Origin of the sequence: Niveibacterium sp. 24ML (assembly GCF_026586805.1) — a bacterium.
Taxonomy (GTDB): domain Bacteria; phylum Pseudomonadota; class Gammaproteobacteria; order Burkholderiales; family Rhodocyclaceae; genus Niveibacterium.
The window spans coordinates 49,715-66,449 of sequence record NZ_JAPFHA010000002.1 but is presented as its reverse complement, the minus strand read 5'-3'; the positions used below and the strand labels follow the sequence as shown (position 1 = coordinate 66,449).

General features: G+C 62.0%; 17 protein-coding genes. 2 read left to right on the top strand and 15 right to left on the bottom strand.

The features are described from left to right. Window positions 1–2: 2 nt before the first annotated feature. The 6 genes from sucC to pflB form a co-directional block, all read right to left on the bottom strand. Window positions 3–1,163, bottom strand: coding sequence for an ADP-forming succinate--CoA ligase subunit beta (sucC, locus tag OPU71_RS01925; protein WP_267724453.1), 1,161 nt, complete (start codon window positions 1,161–1,163; stop codon window positions 3–5). A 231-nt stretch (window positions 1,164–1,394) separates the two neighbouring features. After that, window positions 1,395–1,952, bottom strand: a complete 558-nt coding sequence (locus OPU71_RS01920) for a DUF2889 domain-containing protein (RefSeq protein WP_267724451.1) — start codon at window positions 1,950–1,952, stop codon at window positions 1,395–1,397. Window positions 1,953–2,120: 168 nt separating this feature from the next. Next, complete coding sequence (locus tag OPU71_RS01915; protein ID WP_267724448.1) at window positions 2,121–3,305, bottom strand: acetate/propionate family kinase; 1,185 nt, start codon at window positions 3,303–3,305, stop codon at window positions 2,121–2,123. Window positions 3,306–3,324: 19 nt separating this feature from the next. After that, window positions 3,325–4,719: a bifunctional enoyl-CoA hydratase/phosphate acetyltransferase gene (locus OPU71_RS01910; RefSeq protein WP_267724446.1), complete on the bottom strand. Its 1,395-nt coding sequence runs from the start codon at window positions 4,717–4,719 to the stop codon at window positions 3,325–3,327. A 99-nt stretch (window positions 4,720–4,818) separates the two neighbouring features. Continuing rightward, window positions 4,819–5,676, bottom strand: a complete 858-nt coding sequence (pflA, locus tag OPU71_RS01905) for a pyruvate formate-lyase-activating protein (RefSeq protein ID WP_267724444.1) — start codon at window positions 5,674–5,676, stop codon at window positions 4,819–4,821. Between the two features lie 12 nt (window positions 5,677–5,688). Further along, complete coding sequence (pflB, locus tag OPU71_RS01900; protein WP_267724442.1) at window positions 5,689–7,947, bottom strand: formate C-acetyltransferase; 2,259 nt, start codon at window positions 7,945–7,947, stop codon at window positions 5,689–5,691. A gap of 546 nt (window positions 7,948–8,493) precedes the next feature. Between pflB and OPU71_RS01895 the strand changes: the two genes are divergently transcribed. Continuing rightward, window positions 8,494–10,563, top strand: a complete 2,070-nt coding sequence (locus OPU71_RS01895) for a FimV family protein (protein ID WP_267724440.1) — start codon at window positions 8,494–8,496, stop codon at window positions 10,561–10,563. Window positions 10,564–10,573: 10 nt separating this feature from the next. Here the strand turns inward: OPU71_RS01895 and OPU71_RS01890 are convergent, their stop codons facing one another. Next, window positions 10,574–11,320: a Nif3-like dinuclear metal center hexameric protein gene (locus OPU71_RS01890; protein WP_267724438.1), complete on the bottom strand. Its 747-nt coding sequence runs from the start codon at window positions 11,318–11,320 to the stop codon at window positions 10,574–10,576. A gap of 94 nt (window positions 11,321–11,414) precedes the next feature. Between OPU71_RS01890 and OPU71_RS01885 the strand changes: the two genes are divergently transcribed. Then, the gene (locus OPU71_RS01885; RefSeq protein WP_267724436.1) at window positions 11,415–12,584 is read left to right on the top strand and encodes a Do family serine endopeptidase; all 1,170 of its coding nucleotides are present in this window, start codon (window positions 11,415–11,417) and stop codon (window positions 12,582–12,584) included. 1 nt (window position 12,585) lies between these two features. Here OPU71_RS01885 and tatC read toward each other — a convergent pair whose 3' ends face one another. From tatC to hisA, 8 genes are all read right to left on the bottom strand, one after another. Then, window positions 12,586–13,335 (bottom strand): twin-arginine translocase subunit TatC, encoded by a 750-nt coding sequence (gene tatC / locus OPU71_RS01880; RefSeq protein WP_267724435.1) that lies wholly within the window; start codon window positions 13,333–13,335, stop codon window positions 12,586–12,588. 6 nt (window positions 13,336–13,341) lie between these two features. Further along, window positions 13,342–13,818 (bottom strand): Sec-independent protein translocase protein TatB, encoded by a 477-nt coding sequence (tatB, locus tag OPU71_RS01875; protein ID WP_267724434.1) that lies wholly within the window; start codon window positions 13,816–13,818, stop codon window positions 13,342–13,344. A 68-nt stretch (window positions 13,819–13,886) separates the two neighbouring features. Then, window positions 13,887–14,114, bottom strand: a complete 228-nt coding sequence (gene tatA, locus OPU71_RS01870) for a Sec-independent protein translocase subunit TatA (protein ID WP_267724432.1) — start codon at window positions 14,112–14,114, stop codon at window positions 13,887–13,889. A 12-nt stretch (window positions 14,115–14,126) separates the two neighbouring features. Further along, window positions 14,127–14,474: a histidine triad nucleotide-binding protein gene (locus tag OPU71_RS01865; RefSeq protein ID WP_267724430.1), complete on the bottom strand. Its 348-nt coding sequence runs from the start codon at window positions 14,472–14,474 to the stop codon at window positions 14,127–14,129. Then, a complete protein-coding gene (locus tag OPU71_RS01860; RefSeq protein WP_267724428.1) occupies window positions 14,471–14,797 on the bottom strand; it encodes a phosphoribosyl-ATP diphosphatase in 327 nt (108 codons plus the stop codon). The genes OPU71_RS01865 and OPU71_RS01860 overlap by 4 nt, the downstream gene beginning before the upstream one ends. Beyond that, a complete protein-coding gene (gene hisI, locus OPU71_RS01855) occupies window positions 14,794–15,189 on the bottom strand; it encodes a phosphoribosyl-AMP cyclohydrolase (protein ID WP_267724876.1) in 396 nt (131 codons plus the stop codon). Before hisI ends, OPU71_RS01860 begins: the two co-directional genes overlap by 4 nt. A gap of 5 nt (window positions 15,190–15,194) precedes the next feature. Next, entirely contained in the window at window positions 15,195–15,953 is a 759-nt protein-coding gene (gene hisF / locus OPU71_RS01850) for an imidazole glycerol phosphate synthase subunit HisF (protein WP_267724426.1), read from the bottom strand. Between the two features lie 3 nt (window positions 15,954–15,956). Then, the gene (gene hisA / locus OPU71_RS01845) at window positions 15,957–16,709 is read right to left on the bottom strand and encodes a 1-(5-phosphoribosyl)-5-[(5-phosphoribosylamino)methylideneamino]imidazole-4-carboxamide isomerase (protein ID WP_267724423.1); all 753 of its coding nucleotides are present in this window, start codon (window positions 16,707–16,709) and stop codon (window positions 15,957–15,959) included. Between the last annotated feature and the right edge of the window lie 26 nt (window positions 16,710–16,735).

Genomic DNA, 16,735 nt, shown 5'->3' with positions numbered 1-16,735 from the left:
CATTACTTGACGGCAGCAACGATTTTTTCAGCCGCTTCGGCCATGGTGTCGGCCGCGATGATCGGCAGGCCGGATTCGGCGAGGATCTTCTTGCCCAGATCTTCGTTGGTGCCCTTCATGCGCACGACCAAGGGCACCGACAGGTGGGTTTCCTTGGCTGCGGTGACCACGCCGGTGGCGATGGTGTCGCACTTCATGATGCCGCCGAAGATGTTGACCAGGATGCCCTTGACCTTGGGATTCTTGAGCATGATCTTGAAGGCTTCGGTGACCTTCTCGGTCGTTGCGCCGCCGCCCACATCGAGGAAGTTCGCCGGCTCGGCGCCGAAGAGCTTGATCGTGTCCATGGTCGCCATCGCCAGACCGGCACCATTCACCAGGCAGCCGATGTTGCCGTCGAGCGAGATGTAGGCGAGGTCGAACTTCGAGGCCTCGATCTCGTCCGCGTCTTCTTCGTCCAGGTCGCGGTAGGCAACGATCTCCGGGTGGCGGAAGAGCGCGTTCGCATCGAAGTTGAACTTGGCGTCGAGCGCCTTGATGTTGCCGTTGCCTTCGAGGATCAGCGGGTTGATTTCCGCCAGCGAGGCATCGGTTTCCATGTAGCAGGTGTACAGGCGCTTGAGCGTATCCACGGCCTGCGGAATCGAGGCTTCGGGCACACCGATGCCGCTCGCGAGTTCCTTGGCTTGTGCGTCGGTCAGGCCGGCTGCCGGATCAACGAAGACCTTGATGATCTTCTCCGGCGTGTTGTGCGCAACCTCTTCGATGTCCATGCCGCCCTCGGAAGAGGCCATCATGGCCACCTTCTGCGTAGCACGGTCGGTCAGCGCGGCAACGTAGTATTCCTTCTTGATGTCGGCGCCTTCTTCGATCAGCAGGCGACGGACCTTCTGGCCTTCCGGGCCGGTCTGGTGCGTGATGAGCTGCATGCCGAGGATCTCGCCAGCGAGTGCGCGCACTTCATCGAGCGAACGCGCGAGTTTGACGCCGCCGCCCTTGCCGCGACCACCCGCGTGGATCTGGGCCTTCACCACCCAGATCTTGCCGCCAAGTTCTTCGGCCGCCTTCACCGCCTCATCGACGGAAAAACACGGGATGCCGCGCGGCGTCACAACACCGTATTTGCGCAGGACTTCTTTCGCCTGGTACTCGTGAATCTTCATGGTTGCCCTTCGATCTCTGCCCCCCACCCGGCAAGGCCGGGCGCAGTAGGCTCAAAGTTGGTATCGGGTCGGAATACGGGCAAGCGAGACGGACTGCGCCCCCTTTGACGCAGTGGATCCGCCCCCTCCCCCTTAGCAGAAGCCAGACCGGGCGCGTGGCAGCCCCTTTGCCGCAGTGCAACACCCGGATCGGCGGATTGTAACCGAATCGCCCTTGCGCGTTACTTACGGCTACTCGGTCTCGCCTGGCACATGCGGCCGATACCACCTGGGGTAGTAACGCTGCGCCGCGGCGCCTGCTGAATCAAGAGCGTGGCAGCGATCGAGCTGGTAAGGCTTGCGATCACCCGAGTCATCTTCGCGGATCAGGGTGGCGAAAGTCTGCAATGCCACCGTGGGCAAGGTCAGCAGCAGCTCGGTCAGGTGGGTGCAGCCGTGCACGTCAGCAAAGCGCTCGCGCATAGCCTTGCGAAACCCCTGAAACAGATTCAGCCCGACCAGCTGCCGATAGGCCGGCGCAATGGTTTCGCAGTATCCGGTGTAAGGCGCCCACTCGGTGTCTGCGATCGCATCCAGCACGTTGAAGCGTTTGTCGATGGTCAGCCGCACCCGCATCTGGTGAACCGGCGAGCCGGCCGCGCGGACGCCCGAGAGGATCTCGTAGTCCTGGTCTTTCAGATCCACCAATGTAGCGTCGAGTTCGAAATGCCCGTCGTCACGAAGGTAGCCCTCGGCCTCGATCCGGCGCGTGTGCAAGCGACGTCGTGGCCCCGGTTCTGGTAATGCCATGCTCTCCCCCATTTGTGCTGGCCAATCGCCCCCCGGCGTCGGCCAGCCGCTTCCCTGAGCGTCGGATGATAGCAATGCATGCGGCGGCAGGCCCGCCGACGTGAAAACGGCCGGCGCCTTGCAGCAACCGGCCGTACCCGGGGGAGAGGTGGGTTCTTGGTGGCTGGATCAGCCGTGGACCACACGCCAGGCGTGACGCGCGATCATCAGTTCTTCATTGGTTGGGATGACCCACGCGTTGACCTTGCTGGCGGCGGTGCTGATCTTCGCAAAGCCACGGCAGTTGTTGGCTTCGACATCAAGATCGATGCCCAGCCAGGCTGCCTGCTCAAGGATCTTCGCGCGAACCGTCGGCGAGTTCTCACCGATGCCGGCGGTGAACACCACGGCATCCACTCCGCCCATCGTCGCGGCCAGCGATGCCAGCTCGCGCGCGGCGCGGTAGCAAAAGTGATCGAGCGCCAGCTTGGCATTGCGCTCATCGGACTCTTCCAGCGCACGGCAGTCGCTCGAAATGCCGGACATGCCCAGCAAGCCAGAGCGGTGGTAGATCAGTTTTTCGATCGCACGCGCATCCATGCCGCGCTGATCCATCAGATACAGCAGCACGCCGGGGTCAACCGAGCCACAGCGGGTGCCCATCGGCAAGCCGTCGACCGCGGTAAAACCCATCGTCGTCGCAACGCTACGGCCGTTTTCAACCGCACACATGCTGGCGCCGTTGCCGAGGTGGAACACCACTGTGCGGCCCTTGGCGGCGCGCTCGTCGTGTTGCGCCATGACCGAGGCGATGAACTCGTACGAGAGGCCATGGAAACCATAGCGGCGGATGCCGGCGGCTGTCATTTCATGCGGCAGCGCGTACATTTGCGCAATCAGCGGCTGGTCGCGGTGGAACGCGGTGTCGAAACACGCGACCTGCGTCGCCTTGGTGCCGCTTTCAAGCAGCAAACGGATCGGCAGCAGGTTGTTCGGCTGGTGCAGCGGCGCCAGCGGCACAAAGGCCTCAAGGCGCTTGAGCGTCGCCGGATCAAGGCGTACCGGCTCGGCGAATTCAACGCCGCCGTGCACCACGCGGTGGCCGATGGCCTTGATCTCGAGCCCTTCGGTATGCGCATCAAGGAAGGCGGTGAGGTGCGCCATCGCGCCCTCGTGGCCCAACTGATGGCCCTCGGGCCAGGCGTGTTCGCCCAACACCTTGCCGTCGGCCGTCTTGCCAACGAACTTGGGCGAGGTGAACAGGCCTTCAAGCTGGCCACGCAGGCGCAGGTTGATCTCGCCGTCTTCAACTGCAAACACAGAAAACTTGAGGCTCGATGAGCCTGCGTTCAGCACAACAATTGCATCGGTCATGGGGAAACCTTTTGTTTTTTCAGGGGGTATTCATCGGGATCTCTCCCGTGCTGCGATAGTGCGCAATCAGCGCCATCACGGCGGTGGAGGCCATCCGGATCGCGACAGAGTCGGCCCGGCTGGTCAGAACGATCGGCACCTTGGCGCCGAGCACGATGCCAGCGCTGTCGGCACCGGCAAGATATTGAAGCTGCTTCGCAACCATGTTGCCGGCTTCCAGATCGGGCACGATCAGGATGTCGGCGCGCCCCGCCACCGGCGAGACGATCTTCTTTGTTTTGGCGGCGGCCTCGCTGACGGCGTTGTCAAAACCCAACGGCCCGTCAATCACGCAGCCGGTGATCTGTTTTCGGTCGGCCATCTTGCACAGCATCGCTGCGTCGATCGTCGACTGGATCTTCGGGTTCACCGTTTCAACCGCCGAGATCACCGCTACCTTGGGCAACGCAATCCCGAGGATGTGCGCAAGCTCAACCGCGTTCAGGACGATGTCGACCTTCTCCTCCACCGTTGGGAAGATGTTGATCGCGGCATCGGTCACCAACAGCATCCGCGGGTAGGCCGGCACGTCCATCACGAACACGTGGCTGACCCGGCGCGAGGTGCGCAGCCCGGTGGCGCTCTTGACCACCGCGGCCATCAGCTCATCGGTGTGCAGGCTGCCCTTCATCAGGGCCTGCACCTTACCAAGACGGGCAAGGCTCACAGCATGTTCGGCGGCTGCGTGGCTGTGCTCGCAATCGATTACCTCAAACGGCGACAGATCAACGCCCTCGGCATCGGCCACCGCACGGATTTTCGCAAGCGGCCCCACCAGAACCGGCGTAATCAGCCCCTTGCGCGCCGCCTCCACCGGGCCCAGCAAGGCCTCACGGTCGCAGGGGTGCACTACCGCGGTCAGTACCGGCGGGATGCCGGCGCAGGCGGCGTACATCTTGGCGAACGAGTCGTTGCGCGGCATGTAGAACGCCGTCTGGCGCGAATCGGCAAAACGCCCCTTGGTGCCCGGCGGCAGCACGGTTAACGAGCCCCACAGCACGTTGTCTCCGTGCTGATTCACGATGCGGATGTCGAGCTCGACGGTGCGATCGCCCGGATACTTGTTATGCACCCGCACCGATGCAGTGAGTTCATCGCCATCGGTGATGAAACCACCAGCATGCAAGCTCTGATTGATGATGCGCGAGCCAGGGCCGGGCAAACGGCGCATGACCACGTTGGACATCAAGGCCACCGCGCAGACGCCCTGGACCGAGAGCTTCTCATCGGTCTTGTCGGTTTCGGGGTGAAACGCCTCGGCGTCACCCGAGAGCTGCGAGAGCATCGCAACGTTGGTCGCGGTGACGGTGTGGGTGATTTCCATCGACGCGCCGACGTGCAGATCGTCGTAGGTGAGGTTCTTCAACTCATCCATCGCGTCGGGTCCGAAGAAGGGGTGTCGAAAATTCTGCCATTCATATTGCGCCGCAATATTGACAGCGATCAGCCGCCACCCCGACTCCCACCCAAGCCCTCAATAAACCTTGAGGCCACGCGCCCGGAACTGCTCTTTGACGCGCTCGGTCAGCTCGTTGCTGGGCGGATGAGCATCCGCCAAGGGGTACTTCAGATTGAGCGCATCCCACTTCGAGCGGCCCATCTGGTGGAAGCGCAGTACATCCACGCGCTCAACACTACGGATCGACGCGGTGATGTCGGCAACGCGTTCGACGTTGTCGTAGTCATCGGTCAGGCCAGGCACGAGCACGAAACGCACCCAGGTTGGACGGTTCAGATCCGACAAGCGCTTGGCATAGTCCAGAGTGGGCTGCAGCGGTTGATGCGTCGCGCGGAAGTAGGTGTCCGGGTCGCCGGATTTGATGTCGAGCAGGTTCAGATCGACATCCATCAGCTCTTCGTCCGACAGCTTCTCGCCCAGCCGGCCGCAGGTATCGAGCGCCGTGTGCAGCCCGAGCTCCTTGCAACGGCGCAGGATGCGCTTGGCGAAACGGTGCTGCACCAGCGGCTCGCCGCCGCTGATCGTCACGCCGCCCTTGGACAAGGTGAGCGGGCGCACATACTTCTTGAGCTCCGCCATCAGGTCGCCCGCAGTGGTGGGCGTACCGTGCATCTTGTGCCAGGTGTCAGGGTTGTGACAGTACTGACAACGCATGAGGCAGCCCGAGAGGAAGACCACGGCACGAATGCCGGGGCCATCTACCGCGCTGCCCATTTCGTAGGAGTGGATGTAGCCGACGAGCTGCTGGTCCTCGTTTTCTGCGATGTCCTCAAGATCAGCCTCGTGGATCGCAAAATGATCCGGGCCACCCGACTGGGTGGCCCCGGATTGGACCTTCAGCTCGTAGCGACTGCCGGAAAGGCGTGTCGCCACGAGAGGATCTCCTTACATGGAACCGTGGAAGGTACGGTTGATCACGTCCATCTGCTGCTCACGCGTCAGCTTGACGAAATTCACCGCATAGCCCGAGACCCGGATGGTCAGCTGCGGATACTTTTCCGGGTGCTCCATGGCGTCGATCAGCATATCGCGGTTGAGCACGTTGACGTTCACATGGAAGCCTTCGCTACCGAAGTAGCCATCAAGGCTGCCCTTGAGCTTCTCGGTGCGCTCTTCGGCCGAACCGAGTGCGCTCGGCGAGTACGACAGCGTCAGCGAGATGCCGTCAGCGGCGTCTTCGTACGGGATCTTGGCCACCGACATCATCGCGGCCAGCGCACCATGGGTGTCCTTCTGGTTCGACGGATTGGCACCCGGCGCGAAGGCATCGCCCTTCTTGCGGCCGTCCGGCGTCGAGCCGGTCTTCTTGCCGTACACCACGTTGGAGGTGATCGTCAGCACCGACTGGGTATGCATCGCATCGCGATAGGTCGGGTACTTGCGGATCTTCTCCATCATCGACGTGACGAGGCCAGTCGCAATTTGATCAACCTGGTCATCGTTATTGCCGTAGCACGGGAAGTCGCCTTCAGTGACGTAATCGACAATCAGGCCACGCTCATCACGCACCACTTTGACCTTGGCGAACTTGATCGCCGACAGGCTGTCCGCCGCGTGCGACAGGCCAGCGATACCGCAAGCCATGGTGCGCAGAATGTCGCGGTCGTGCAGCGCCATCTCGATCGCTTCGTACGCGTACTTGTCGTGCATGTAGTGAATGATGTTCAGCGCATTCACGTAGGTCTTCGCGAGCCAGTCCATCATCGTGTCGAGACGGGCCATCACCGTGTCGTAGTCGAGGTAATCGCCTTCGATCGGGGGCAGAACCGGACCCACCTGCTCGCCGGAGATTTCGTCGCGGCCGCCGTTGATCGCGTAGAGCATGGTCTTCGCAAGGTTCACACGGGCACCGAAGAACTGCATCTGCTTGCCGACGCGCATCGCCGACACGCAGCAGGCGATCGCACAGTCGTCACCCCAACGCGGGCGCATCAGCTCGTCCGACTCGTACTGGATCGACGAAGTGTCGATCGAGACCTTCGCGCAGAAACGCTTGAAGCCTTCCGGCAGCGCCGGCGTCCAGAACACGGTGAGGTTCGGCTCGGGGGCCGGTCCCAGCGTGTAGAGGGTGTTCAGCATGCGGAAGCTGGTCTTGGTGACCAGCGTGCGGCCGTCTTCGGCCATGCCGCCGATCGACTCTGTCGCCCACACCGGGTCGCCCGAGAACAGCTCGTTGTATTCCGGCGTGCGCAGGAAGCGGACCAGACGCAGCTTCATCACGAAGTCGTCCATGATTTCCTGGGCGAACTGCTCGGTGATCAGGCCTTCCTTCAGGTCGCGCTCGAAATACACGTCAAGGAAGGTCGATACGCGGCCCACCGACATCGCAGCACCGTTTTGCGACTTGATCGCAGCGAGGTAGCCGAAGTAGGTCCACTGCACCGCCTGCTGTGCGGTCGCGGCCGGCTTGGAAATGTCGTAACCGTACCCGGCGGCCATTTCCTTGAGTTCGGAAAGCGAACGGATCTGTTCCGACAGCTCTTCGCGCAAGCGGATCACGTCTTCCGTCGAATGCACGTCGTTGAGTTCGGCCTTCTCGCGCTTCTTCGCGGCGATCAGGAAATCCACGCCGTACAGCGCCACACGGCGATAGTCGCCGATGATGCGGCCACGGCCGTAGGCATCCGGCAAGCCGGTAACGATGCCGGACTTGCGGCAGGCCAAGATGCTCGGGGTGTAGGCATCGAACACGCCGGCGTTGTGCGTCTTGCGGTACTTGGTGAAGATCTCGGCGACCTTCGGGTCTGCCTTGTAGCCGTAGGATTCCAGCGAGGTTTCAACCATGCGCCATCCGCCGTACGGCATGATTGCGCGCTTGAGCGGGGCTTCGGTCTGCAGGCCGACGATCAGCTCAAGGTCTTTGTCGATGTAGCCGGGCTCGTGCGAGGTGATGCCCGAGGGAATCTGCGAGACATCGAGAATGCCCTTCTCGCGCTCTTCGGCGATCAGCGGCTGAAGCTTTGCCCACAGGGCCGAAATGCGATCGGTCGCGCCACAGACGAAGCTGTCATCGCCCTCGTAGGGCGTGTAGTTGCGCTGGATGAAGTCGCGCACATTGACTTGCTTCTGCCAGACGCCGTCGGCAAAACCGCGCCACGGCTCGCCAACCACCGGGTTTTCCTTTGACTTGACTGCTACATCCATGATCGCCCTCCTGAGGCATTTCGAGTTCAAACTTGGTGCCGTCGCAAAACCCGCATTCAACGCGTTGCGAGAGTTCCGGCATGCGCGCGACTTGAGGCTCCGGCACCCGCCCGCTTACGCGAACACACGCAACGCCGTCATCAAGTTGAGCGCTTAATCGACCTGTACAGCGTATGCCTCTGACGCAACAACAACAAGAACGTCAGGTCAACGATTTTGCTTTCCGGCTTTGCTATAATGCGAAACACGATTGCGCCCAGTGAAATCAATAAGCCGTTCAAATAGGTCAATCAGCGCCCCGTCCGGTTCGCAAGCGCCGCCCAAAGCCTCGCATTTGCCGGGGCGATTCGACGGCGCCACGCCAAACCCCGCCTCCGCGCTCGCTTTAGTGCGCCTCCCGCCTTAAAGTCCACTGTGTTTTGGTCGTTAGAGACACCGTGGTGCGACATCGCATCCATCGTTGCAGCTTCCCACTCGACTTCGATGCAGACTCAATTCGGACGACACGCCTTACTGCTTTGCCTGCTGTTAGGGGCGGCGGGCGCCGTGCACGCGGCCGGCTTGGGTGACGCACGGGTCAGCAGTCACCTGGGGCAGCCGCTTAGGGTTGAGATCGCGCTGGTGGGCGATGACGCATCGGAGCTGGGGCAAGAATGCTTCCGTTCCTATATCCCGTCGGCGGCCAACGATGACTTGCCTTGGGTGCGCGACGCAATCACGCGCGTTGAACACATCGGCCCCGACAAAGCGCGACTGGTCGTCAGCACACGGTATGCAGTGCATGAGCCAGCAATCGTACTAGGCATGCAGATTGGTTGCGGCACCCAGATCCGGCGTGAATTCACTCTTTTGCTGGCGCCTGTTGCCACGGTCGAGCCGCCCCGAACGACCGACGCAAGCGCGAACGAAAGCCCCCGCCAAAGCCGAAAGGCTGGCGCTCGGGAAGGGGACGCCTGGTCAACGGCTGAGGGTGAAAGCGCCGCCAGCATTGCACGTGCGCTGGCCGCCGGCGATCGCCGACTTCAAGCGCAGATCACGCGAGACATCATCAGCGCGAACCCCGATGTCTACGGCGGGGCTTCCGACGCTGCAAAACGGGCCTTGCCCGCTGGCACACGCCTGATTGTCCCCTCGGATCTGACGCTGCGCACACAGCCAAGCGCCGACCCGCAACGCCCCGCCGACGCAAAGCAGGATACGGCCACGCCGCAGGCGCTAGCACCAACAGCGCGCCGCGGCACGACGAGCACGCGGCCGCCGAAGGATCGCCCCACAAGCGCTGATCGCCTCTCGGTGACTGCCGATCAGGGCGACCGCCCCCTACGCCTTTCGCTGGAGCTCGACGAATCGCGCCGACATGCAGTGCCGGATGATTCGACGCGCGTCCGGCTGCAGCGCGAACAGCAGTTGATCTTGGCGATCGACGACAAGATCGCGACCACGCTTGAGCTCAACGACCGCATCCGCCAGCTCGAGGCCGCACAACAAGCACTTCAGGCCGAGAACGCACGCCTGACGCGCCTGATCGCAAGCCAGACCGCAGCCCCCATCCAAAGCGAGCCCGCATCCACCACGCAGGATTGGCGTTGGTTCGCGGCGGCCGCGATGATCCCGCTGCTGGCCTTCGGCGCCTGGTTCGCTTGGCGCCGCCGCCGGATCCAGGTGCAGCCCGTCACCCCCTTGCCTGGTGCCGCGAACCTGGCCGAAGACGAAGAGGTGGAGTTCGAGGCTGAGCCGTTGACGGTTTCGGACATCTGGCCCGACAGTCAAGGCGCTCCGCAAGCGGAGTCCGGCGCACGTGACGCCATCGATTGGTCACCGCCCACCCTTTCGCCGGATGCACTCGGCCCCAGCAGCCTCTTGCATATTGACGACGAAGTCGAAGAGCACGACTCGGCGGTTGAACTGGCCGAAATCATGATGTCCTTCGGTCGTGTGCAAGGCGCCGCCGAAACGCTGGCGGAGTTCATCCGCGCCAACCCGAAGCAAGCAGTCAAGCCCTGGATCAAGTTGCTTGAGGTTTACAAGGCAGCCTCGATGCGGATGGAGTTCGACGCCCTGGCTGGGCAACTGAACAAGACCTTCAATGTGAAGGCGGTGACATGGGATGAGTTCGACACCGTCAAGGCCGCCAACGAAAGCATCGAGCAAATGCCACATGTGCTCAGCCGGATCGAGCAAAGCTGGGGCACACGGGAATGTCAATCGCTCTTGCACACCTTGCTTCGCGACAACCGCAAGGGCACCCGCCAAGGGTTTCCGCTCGGCATCGTCGACGACATCCTGTGTCTGAACGGGGTGCTGGAGATCGAACTGGGCCCCTTCCGCCCTAGCCCGGCAGAACTGCTGGCGATGGAGAATCCGCCTGCACCACATCACATGCCACCGATCATCATCGAGGACGCCGTGGATCGGGCCGCGACGCCTGAACCCGAGACAGAGCCAGCCGCGCCGCCCCCGCTACCGCCGCTCGACGCCATCTTCACTGTCGACAACGACGCGCTGCCGCCCTCAAAGCCACGGCCCGCGCCGGCGCCATTCGTGCCGGAACGCACCGAGTCGATGATCGAATTCAACCTCGACGAAGAACTGCCACCGCTCAAGGCGCGCGACTAGCGCCGGCCCGCTAGGCCGGGTTGTCGATATCGACAAACTCGCAGTGAATGCCAAGTTGGGCCTGCAGATGCGCGCCCAAGGCATGCACGCCGTAGCGCTCAGTGGCATGGTGCCCTGCAGCGATGTAGGGCACGCCGCTCTCCCGCGCCAGATGCACGGTGGGCTCAGACACTTCACCGGAAACAAACAGCTCGGCCCCCGCGGCAATCGCCGCTTCGAACATGCCCTGCGCAGCGCCTGTACACCAGGCCACATGCCGGATCTCGCCTGCCGCCTCACCCACAACCAGGGGCTCGCGCCCCAACCGGGCTCCAATTGAACGCGCCACCTGCATCAGGGGGGCTGGCGCCTCAAGCTCCCCGATCACGCCGATGTCCTGATCGCCAAAACGCCCGACAGCGCGCCACCCCATCAGCTTTGCCAACTGGGCGTTATTGCCGAGCTCAGGGTGCAGGTCGAGCGGCAAGTGATAGGCGTAAAGGTTCAGGTCATGCCCGAGCAGTCGGGCAAGCCGCTTGCGCCGCGTGGCAAGAACGCGCGGGTCTTCGCCGCGCCAGAAGTAACCGTGATGCACCAGCAAGCCGTCTGCCCCGCGCGCAATCGCGGCATCGATCAGGGCCAGGGAAGCGGTAACGCCGCAAACCAGCTTGCGCACATCGGCACGACCTTCCACCTGCAAACCGTTTGGGCAATAATCCTTGATCCGCGGGGCTCCCAGCAGATCATCCAGATAGCGTGTCAGTTCATCGCGATGCATTGAGTCCCACTCTTCCTTCCCGCAGCCGAGCGTTGGCGCGGATACGGCGCTTGGCCCGAACCGGGTAGTGCGCCCCGTTTTGAGAGCATCGATTATGCGCCGCTTGTGGCTGATCTTCTGCCAGGCAGTCACCGTTTCACTGGCCGTGCTATTCGTGGTGACGACACTCAAGCCCGGCTGGTTCACCAAGCAGCCGACCCTTGCCCAGTTCGTTCCTGTGCTCGAAGCCGTGCCTGAGGCAACACAGTCGGCGCCAGTCAGCGCGGCGCAAAGCTCCTATGCCGGCGCGGCCGCCAAGGCACTCCCTTCCGTGGTGCATATTTTCACCAGCAAGGAGATCAAGGCCGCACGCAACCCGTTTGCCGACGACCCCTTATTTCGCCACTTCTTCGGCGACCGCGGCGATAGCGCGACACAGCGCCGGGCTTCGGGACTCGGCTCTGGCGTGATCGCAAGCAATTCCGGCTACATCCTGACCAACAACCATGTCGTTGAGCAGGCCGACGAAATCGAAGTGGCGCTTTACGACGGGCGCAAGCTGCCGGCCAAGATCGTCGGCCGCGACCCGGAGACTGACCTCGCCGTGCTGCATATCGCGGCCGACAAGCTGCCGGCGATCACGTTCGGTGCGGCCGAAACGCTGCAGGTGGGCGATGTCGTGCTGGCGATCGGAAACCCGTTCGGCGTCGGGCAAACCGTGACCATGGGGATTGTCAGCGCACTTGGCCGCTCGCAACTGGGCATCAGTACCTTCGAGAACTTCATCCAGACAGACGCTGCAATCAACCCGGGGAATTCCGGCGGCGCACTGGTCGACGCGCGCGGCAATCTGGTCGGGATCAACTCGGCCATCTACTCGCGCTCGGGCGGATCACTCGGAATCGGTTTCGCAATTCCTGCCTCGCTGACACGAAACGTCATGGAGCAGATCATCCAGACCGGATCAGTCACGCGTGGCTGGATCGGGGTTGAGGTGCGTGAACTCAGCGCCGAACAAGCTCAAACGCTGGGCTTACCCGCGCAGGCCGGCACGCTGATCACAGGCATCGTAAACGGCGCCCCCGCCGACAAAGCGGGCATCGAACCGGGAGACCTGCTCGTTGCCATCAACGGCAAACCCGTGGGGTCACCACCACGCATGCTTGAAGCGATTGCCGGGCTGACCCCCGGTGCGGAAGCAAGCCTTTCACTGATGCGCGGCTCGAAAGCAATCGAGCAAAAGATCGTGATCGGGCGCCGGCCCGCCGTCACCAGCTCGGAATGACTCAGTCGCGCGCCTGAATCGCCGGATCGTCCGGTCGAGGCGTAATCATCCGCGCAATGATGATGCCCAACTCATAGAGCAGGCACATCGGCACCGCCAGCATGATCTGCGAAGTCACGTCAGGCGGCGTGATCACTGCGGCAATCACAAAGGCCCCCACGATCACGTAGGAGCGCACTTCCTTGAGTTTTTCGATCGTCACCAGCCCGGCGGTGACCAGCAGAATCACGACCACCGGCACCTCGAAGGTCAGGCCAAAGGCCATGAACATCGTCATCACGAATGAGAGGTACTGCTCGATATCCGGTGCCGGCGTAATGCTGGTGGGCGCAAACGCCGCGATGAACTTGAATACGGTCTTGAAAACAAAGAAATAGCAGAACGCCATTCCGATCACGAACAGCAGCGTGCTGGCGATCACCAGCGGCGCCGCAAGGCGCTTCTCGTGCGCGTAAAGCCCCGGCGCAATGAAAGCCCACGCTTGCCACAGCAAGAAGGGCAGCGCGATCACGAACGCAGCCATCATCGTGACCTTGATCGGCACGAAGAACGGCGTCACCACGCCGGTTGCGATCATGCGGGTGCCCTGCGGCAGCGTTGCCATCATCGGCGCAGCCAGCAGATCGTAAATCTGCGACGCAAAGGGCATCAGGCAGAGAAACACGATCGCGAAAGCCGCCGCAGCGCGGACCAGACGAGTCCGCAACTCGATCAGGTGAGAGATGAAGCTTTCTTCTTGAAGATCGGCCATGTCGGGTCAGCGCACCGTTTGTTGCGAGGGCATGGGTTGTCCAAACAGATCGAGCTGCGTGTCGTCCGCGCGATCGGGACCGGCCGGCTCAGCCTGTGGGGGCGCCGATGGGTCGGTTGGTGCGGTGGGCTGAAGCTCGACAAGCTGCTCAAGCGCAGGTGCAGCAACAGCTTGGGCGGCCGGCGTTGCCAGCGTTTCAACTTCGTGCGCAATCGGCTTCATCGCGTCTTCAAACTCGCGCGCCTGGTCACGGATCGAGTTTTCAATCTCGCGGGCCGAATCGACAACCTGCGACTGTAGTCGCTTCATTTCGTCGAGCTGGATCTCGCGACTGATGTCGGCCTTGACCTCTGCGACATGACGCTGCATCCGCCCGAGAAGATGGCCGATGGTGCGCGCAACACGCGGCAATTTTTCAGGGCCGATGACGACCAGCGCCACCAGACCAATCACCATCAGTTCTGTGAATCCAACATCAAACATGCACAGGCTCGCTCAGAAATGGAAAGGGCGCCGCCATCGGCGCCCTGCAGACGATCGCAAACCGGCAATCAGCTCTTTTCCTTCTCGCGCGCAGCGACATCTATCGTCTGCTTCGCGATCTGCGCGGCCTCGGCCGAATCGGGGGCGGCGGCGTCACTGCCGTCCTTCATGCCCTGCTTGAAACCTTTGACCGCACCGCCGAGATCTTCGCCGATGTTGCGCAGTTTCTTGGTGCCGAACACGAGCAGGACGATGACCAACACGACCAACCAATGCCAGATGCTGAAAGAACCCATTTAATGCACTCCTCAATACTTGATCATGGCTGGCAACTGTGCCCCGCCACCGATTACGTGTGCGTGAAGATGATACACCTCCTGCCCACCGACCCTGCCCGAGTTGACGATCGTCCGGAAACCGTCTGTCGCACCCTGCTCGGCGGCAATCTTGCCGATAACCGAGAACATGCGCCCAAGCACTTCGGCATCATCGCTGGTTGCTGTTACAAGCGATTCGATGTGACGCTTCGGAATCACCAGCAGGTGCACCGGCGCAACAGGACGAATGTCCTTGAACGCCAGCACAAGCTCATCTTCATAGACCTTGGTTGCAGGGATTTCGCCCCGCACGATCCGGCAAAACAGGCAGTCGCTCATGCCGTGCCTCGCGATGCTTTTTCGTCGATCCCCGAGATGCCTTCTCGACGGCGAAACTCCACCAGCACATCGTCAACCGAAAGGCCGAACTGCGACAGCAGGATCATGCTGTGGAACCACAGATCGGTCACTTCGTGGACGATATGACGCAGATCGCCATCCTTGGCGGCCATGATGGTTTCCGCGGCTTCTTCGGCAACCTTCTTGCAGATTGCGTCCGTGCCCTTGGCGTAGAGGCTGGCGACGTAGGAACTGTCGGCCGAAGCGCCCTTGCGCTCGGCCAGTGTGCGCCCGAGGCGTTGCAGCACTTCTGGATCGATCATTTGTAGATGTCCTTGGGGTCTTTGAGTACCGGCTCCTGCACTTGCCACTGACTGCCGTCGTGCAAACGGGTGAAGAAGCAAGAACGCCTGCCCGTATGGCACGCGATGCCGCCCTGTTGTTCGACTTTCAGCAGGATCACGTCGCCGTCGCAATCAAGACGTATCTCGATGACCTTCTGAACATGACCTGACTCTTCGCCCTTGTGCCAGATCTTGCGACGCGAGCGGCTCCAGTAAACGGCCTCGCCACTCTCGACCGTGCGCGAGAGCGCCTCACGATTCATCCACGCGAACATCAGCACATCGCCGGTGGCGGCATCCTGGGCAATCACCGGGATCAAGCCCTGATCGTCCCAAGTCACCTCGTTCAACCAGCGGGTGTCATTCACCACGGCACTCACAATCTCACCTCGATCCCTTGATCGCGCATGTATTCCTTGGCTTCGCGAACGGTGTGCTGGCCAAAATGAAAGATGCTCGCAGCCAGCACCGCGTCGGCACGGCCTTCGGTGACACCATCGGCCAGATGCTGAAGATTGCCGACACCGCCGCTGGCGATCACCGGAATCGACACGGCGTCGGACACTGCGCGTGTCAGGCCAAGGTCGAATCCGTTCTTCGTGCCGTCACGGTCCATGCTGGTCAGCAGGATCTCGCCCGCCCCGAGCGCAGCGACCCGCTGCGCCCATTCAATTGCATCGAGCCCGGTGTTCTTGCGGCCACCATGGGTGAAGACCTGCCACTTTCCGGGTGCAACCTGTTTGGCGTCGATCGCGACGACGATGCATTGCGACCCGACTTTGCCGGAAGCGTCGGCCACCAGTTGCGGATTGTTCACCGCCGCAGTGTTCATCGAAACCTTATCGGCCCCGGCGTTGAGCAGGCGCCGCACATCGGCCACCTCGCGCACGCCACCGCCAACCGTCAGCGGGATGAATACCTGCTCAGCCACCTGCTCAACCACATGCAGGATGATGTCGCGATCGTCAGAACTGGCGGTGATGTCGAGAAAGGTGATTTCGTCTGCGCCCTGGTCGTCATAGCGGCGCGCAATCTCAACCGGATCGCCCGCATCACGCAGCTCGACGAAGTTAACGCCCTTGACTACGCGGCCGGCGTTAACGTCAAGACAAGGAATGATGCGTTTGGCGAGCATGAATCAACCTTCGCTGACACCGTTGAGTTCGTCAGCGCGCGCCTGGGCAACCTTGAAATCGAACTTGCCTTCGTAGATCGCGCGGCCAGTGATGGCGCCGATCACGCCCTCTTCTTCGACAGCGCAGAGCGCGTCGATGTCGGCCAGGCTACCAATACCGCCGCTGGCAATCACCGGAATCCGCAGTGCCTGCGCCAGCTTCACGGTGGCTTCGATGTTGACGCCACCAAGCATGCCGTCGCGGCCGATGTCAGTGTAGATAATCGACTCGACGCCGTAGTCCTCGAATTTCTTTGCCAGATCGATGACATCGTGACCGGTCAGCTTCGACCAGCCATCGACGGCCACTTTGCCATCCTTGGCGTCGATGCCGACGATGATGTGGCCGGGGAATGCACTGCAGGCGTCATGCAGGAAGCCCGGGTTCTTCACCGCAGCCGTTCCAATGATGACGTAGCTGATTCCGTCGTCCAGATAACGTTCGATCGTATCCAGATCCCGGATCCCGCCGCCGAGCTGAACCGGAATGTCGTCGCCGACCGCCGCGACGATCGACTTGATCGCCGGCTCATTCTTGGGTTTGCCGGCAACGGCACCGTTGAGATCCACCAGATGCAGGCGCCGCGCGCCTTGCTCCAGCCAATGCAGCGCCATGGCGCCGGGGTCTTCGGAAAACACGGTGACGTCTTCCATGTCCCCCTGTTTCAGACGCACACAGTGGCCATCCTTGAGGTCGATCGCGGGAATCAGCAGCATAGTCAGGTCAACACAGCAGAGTTGAA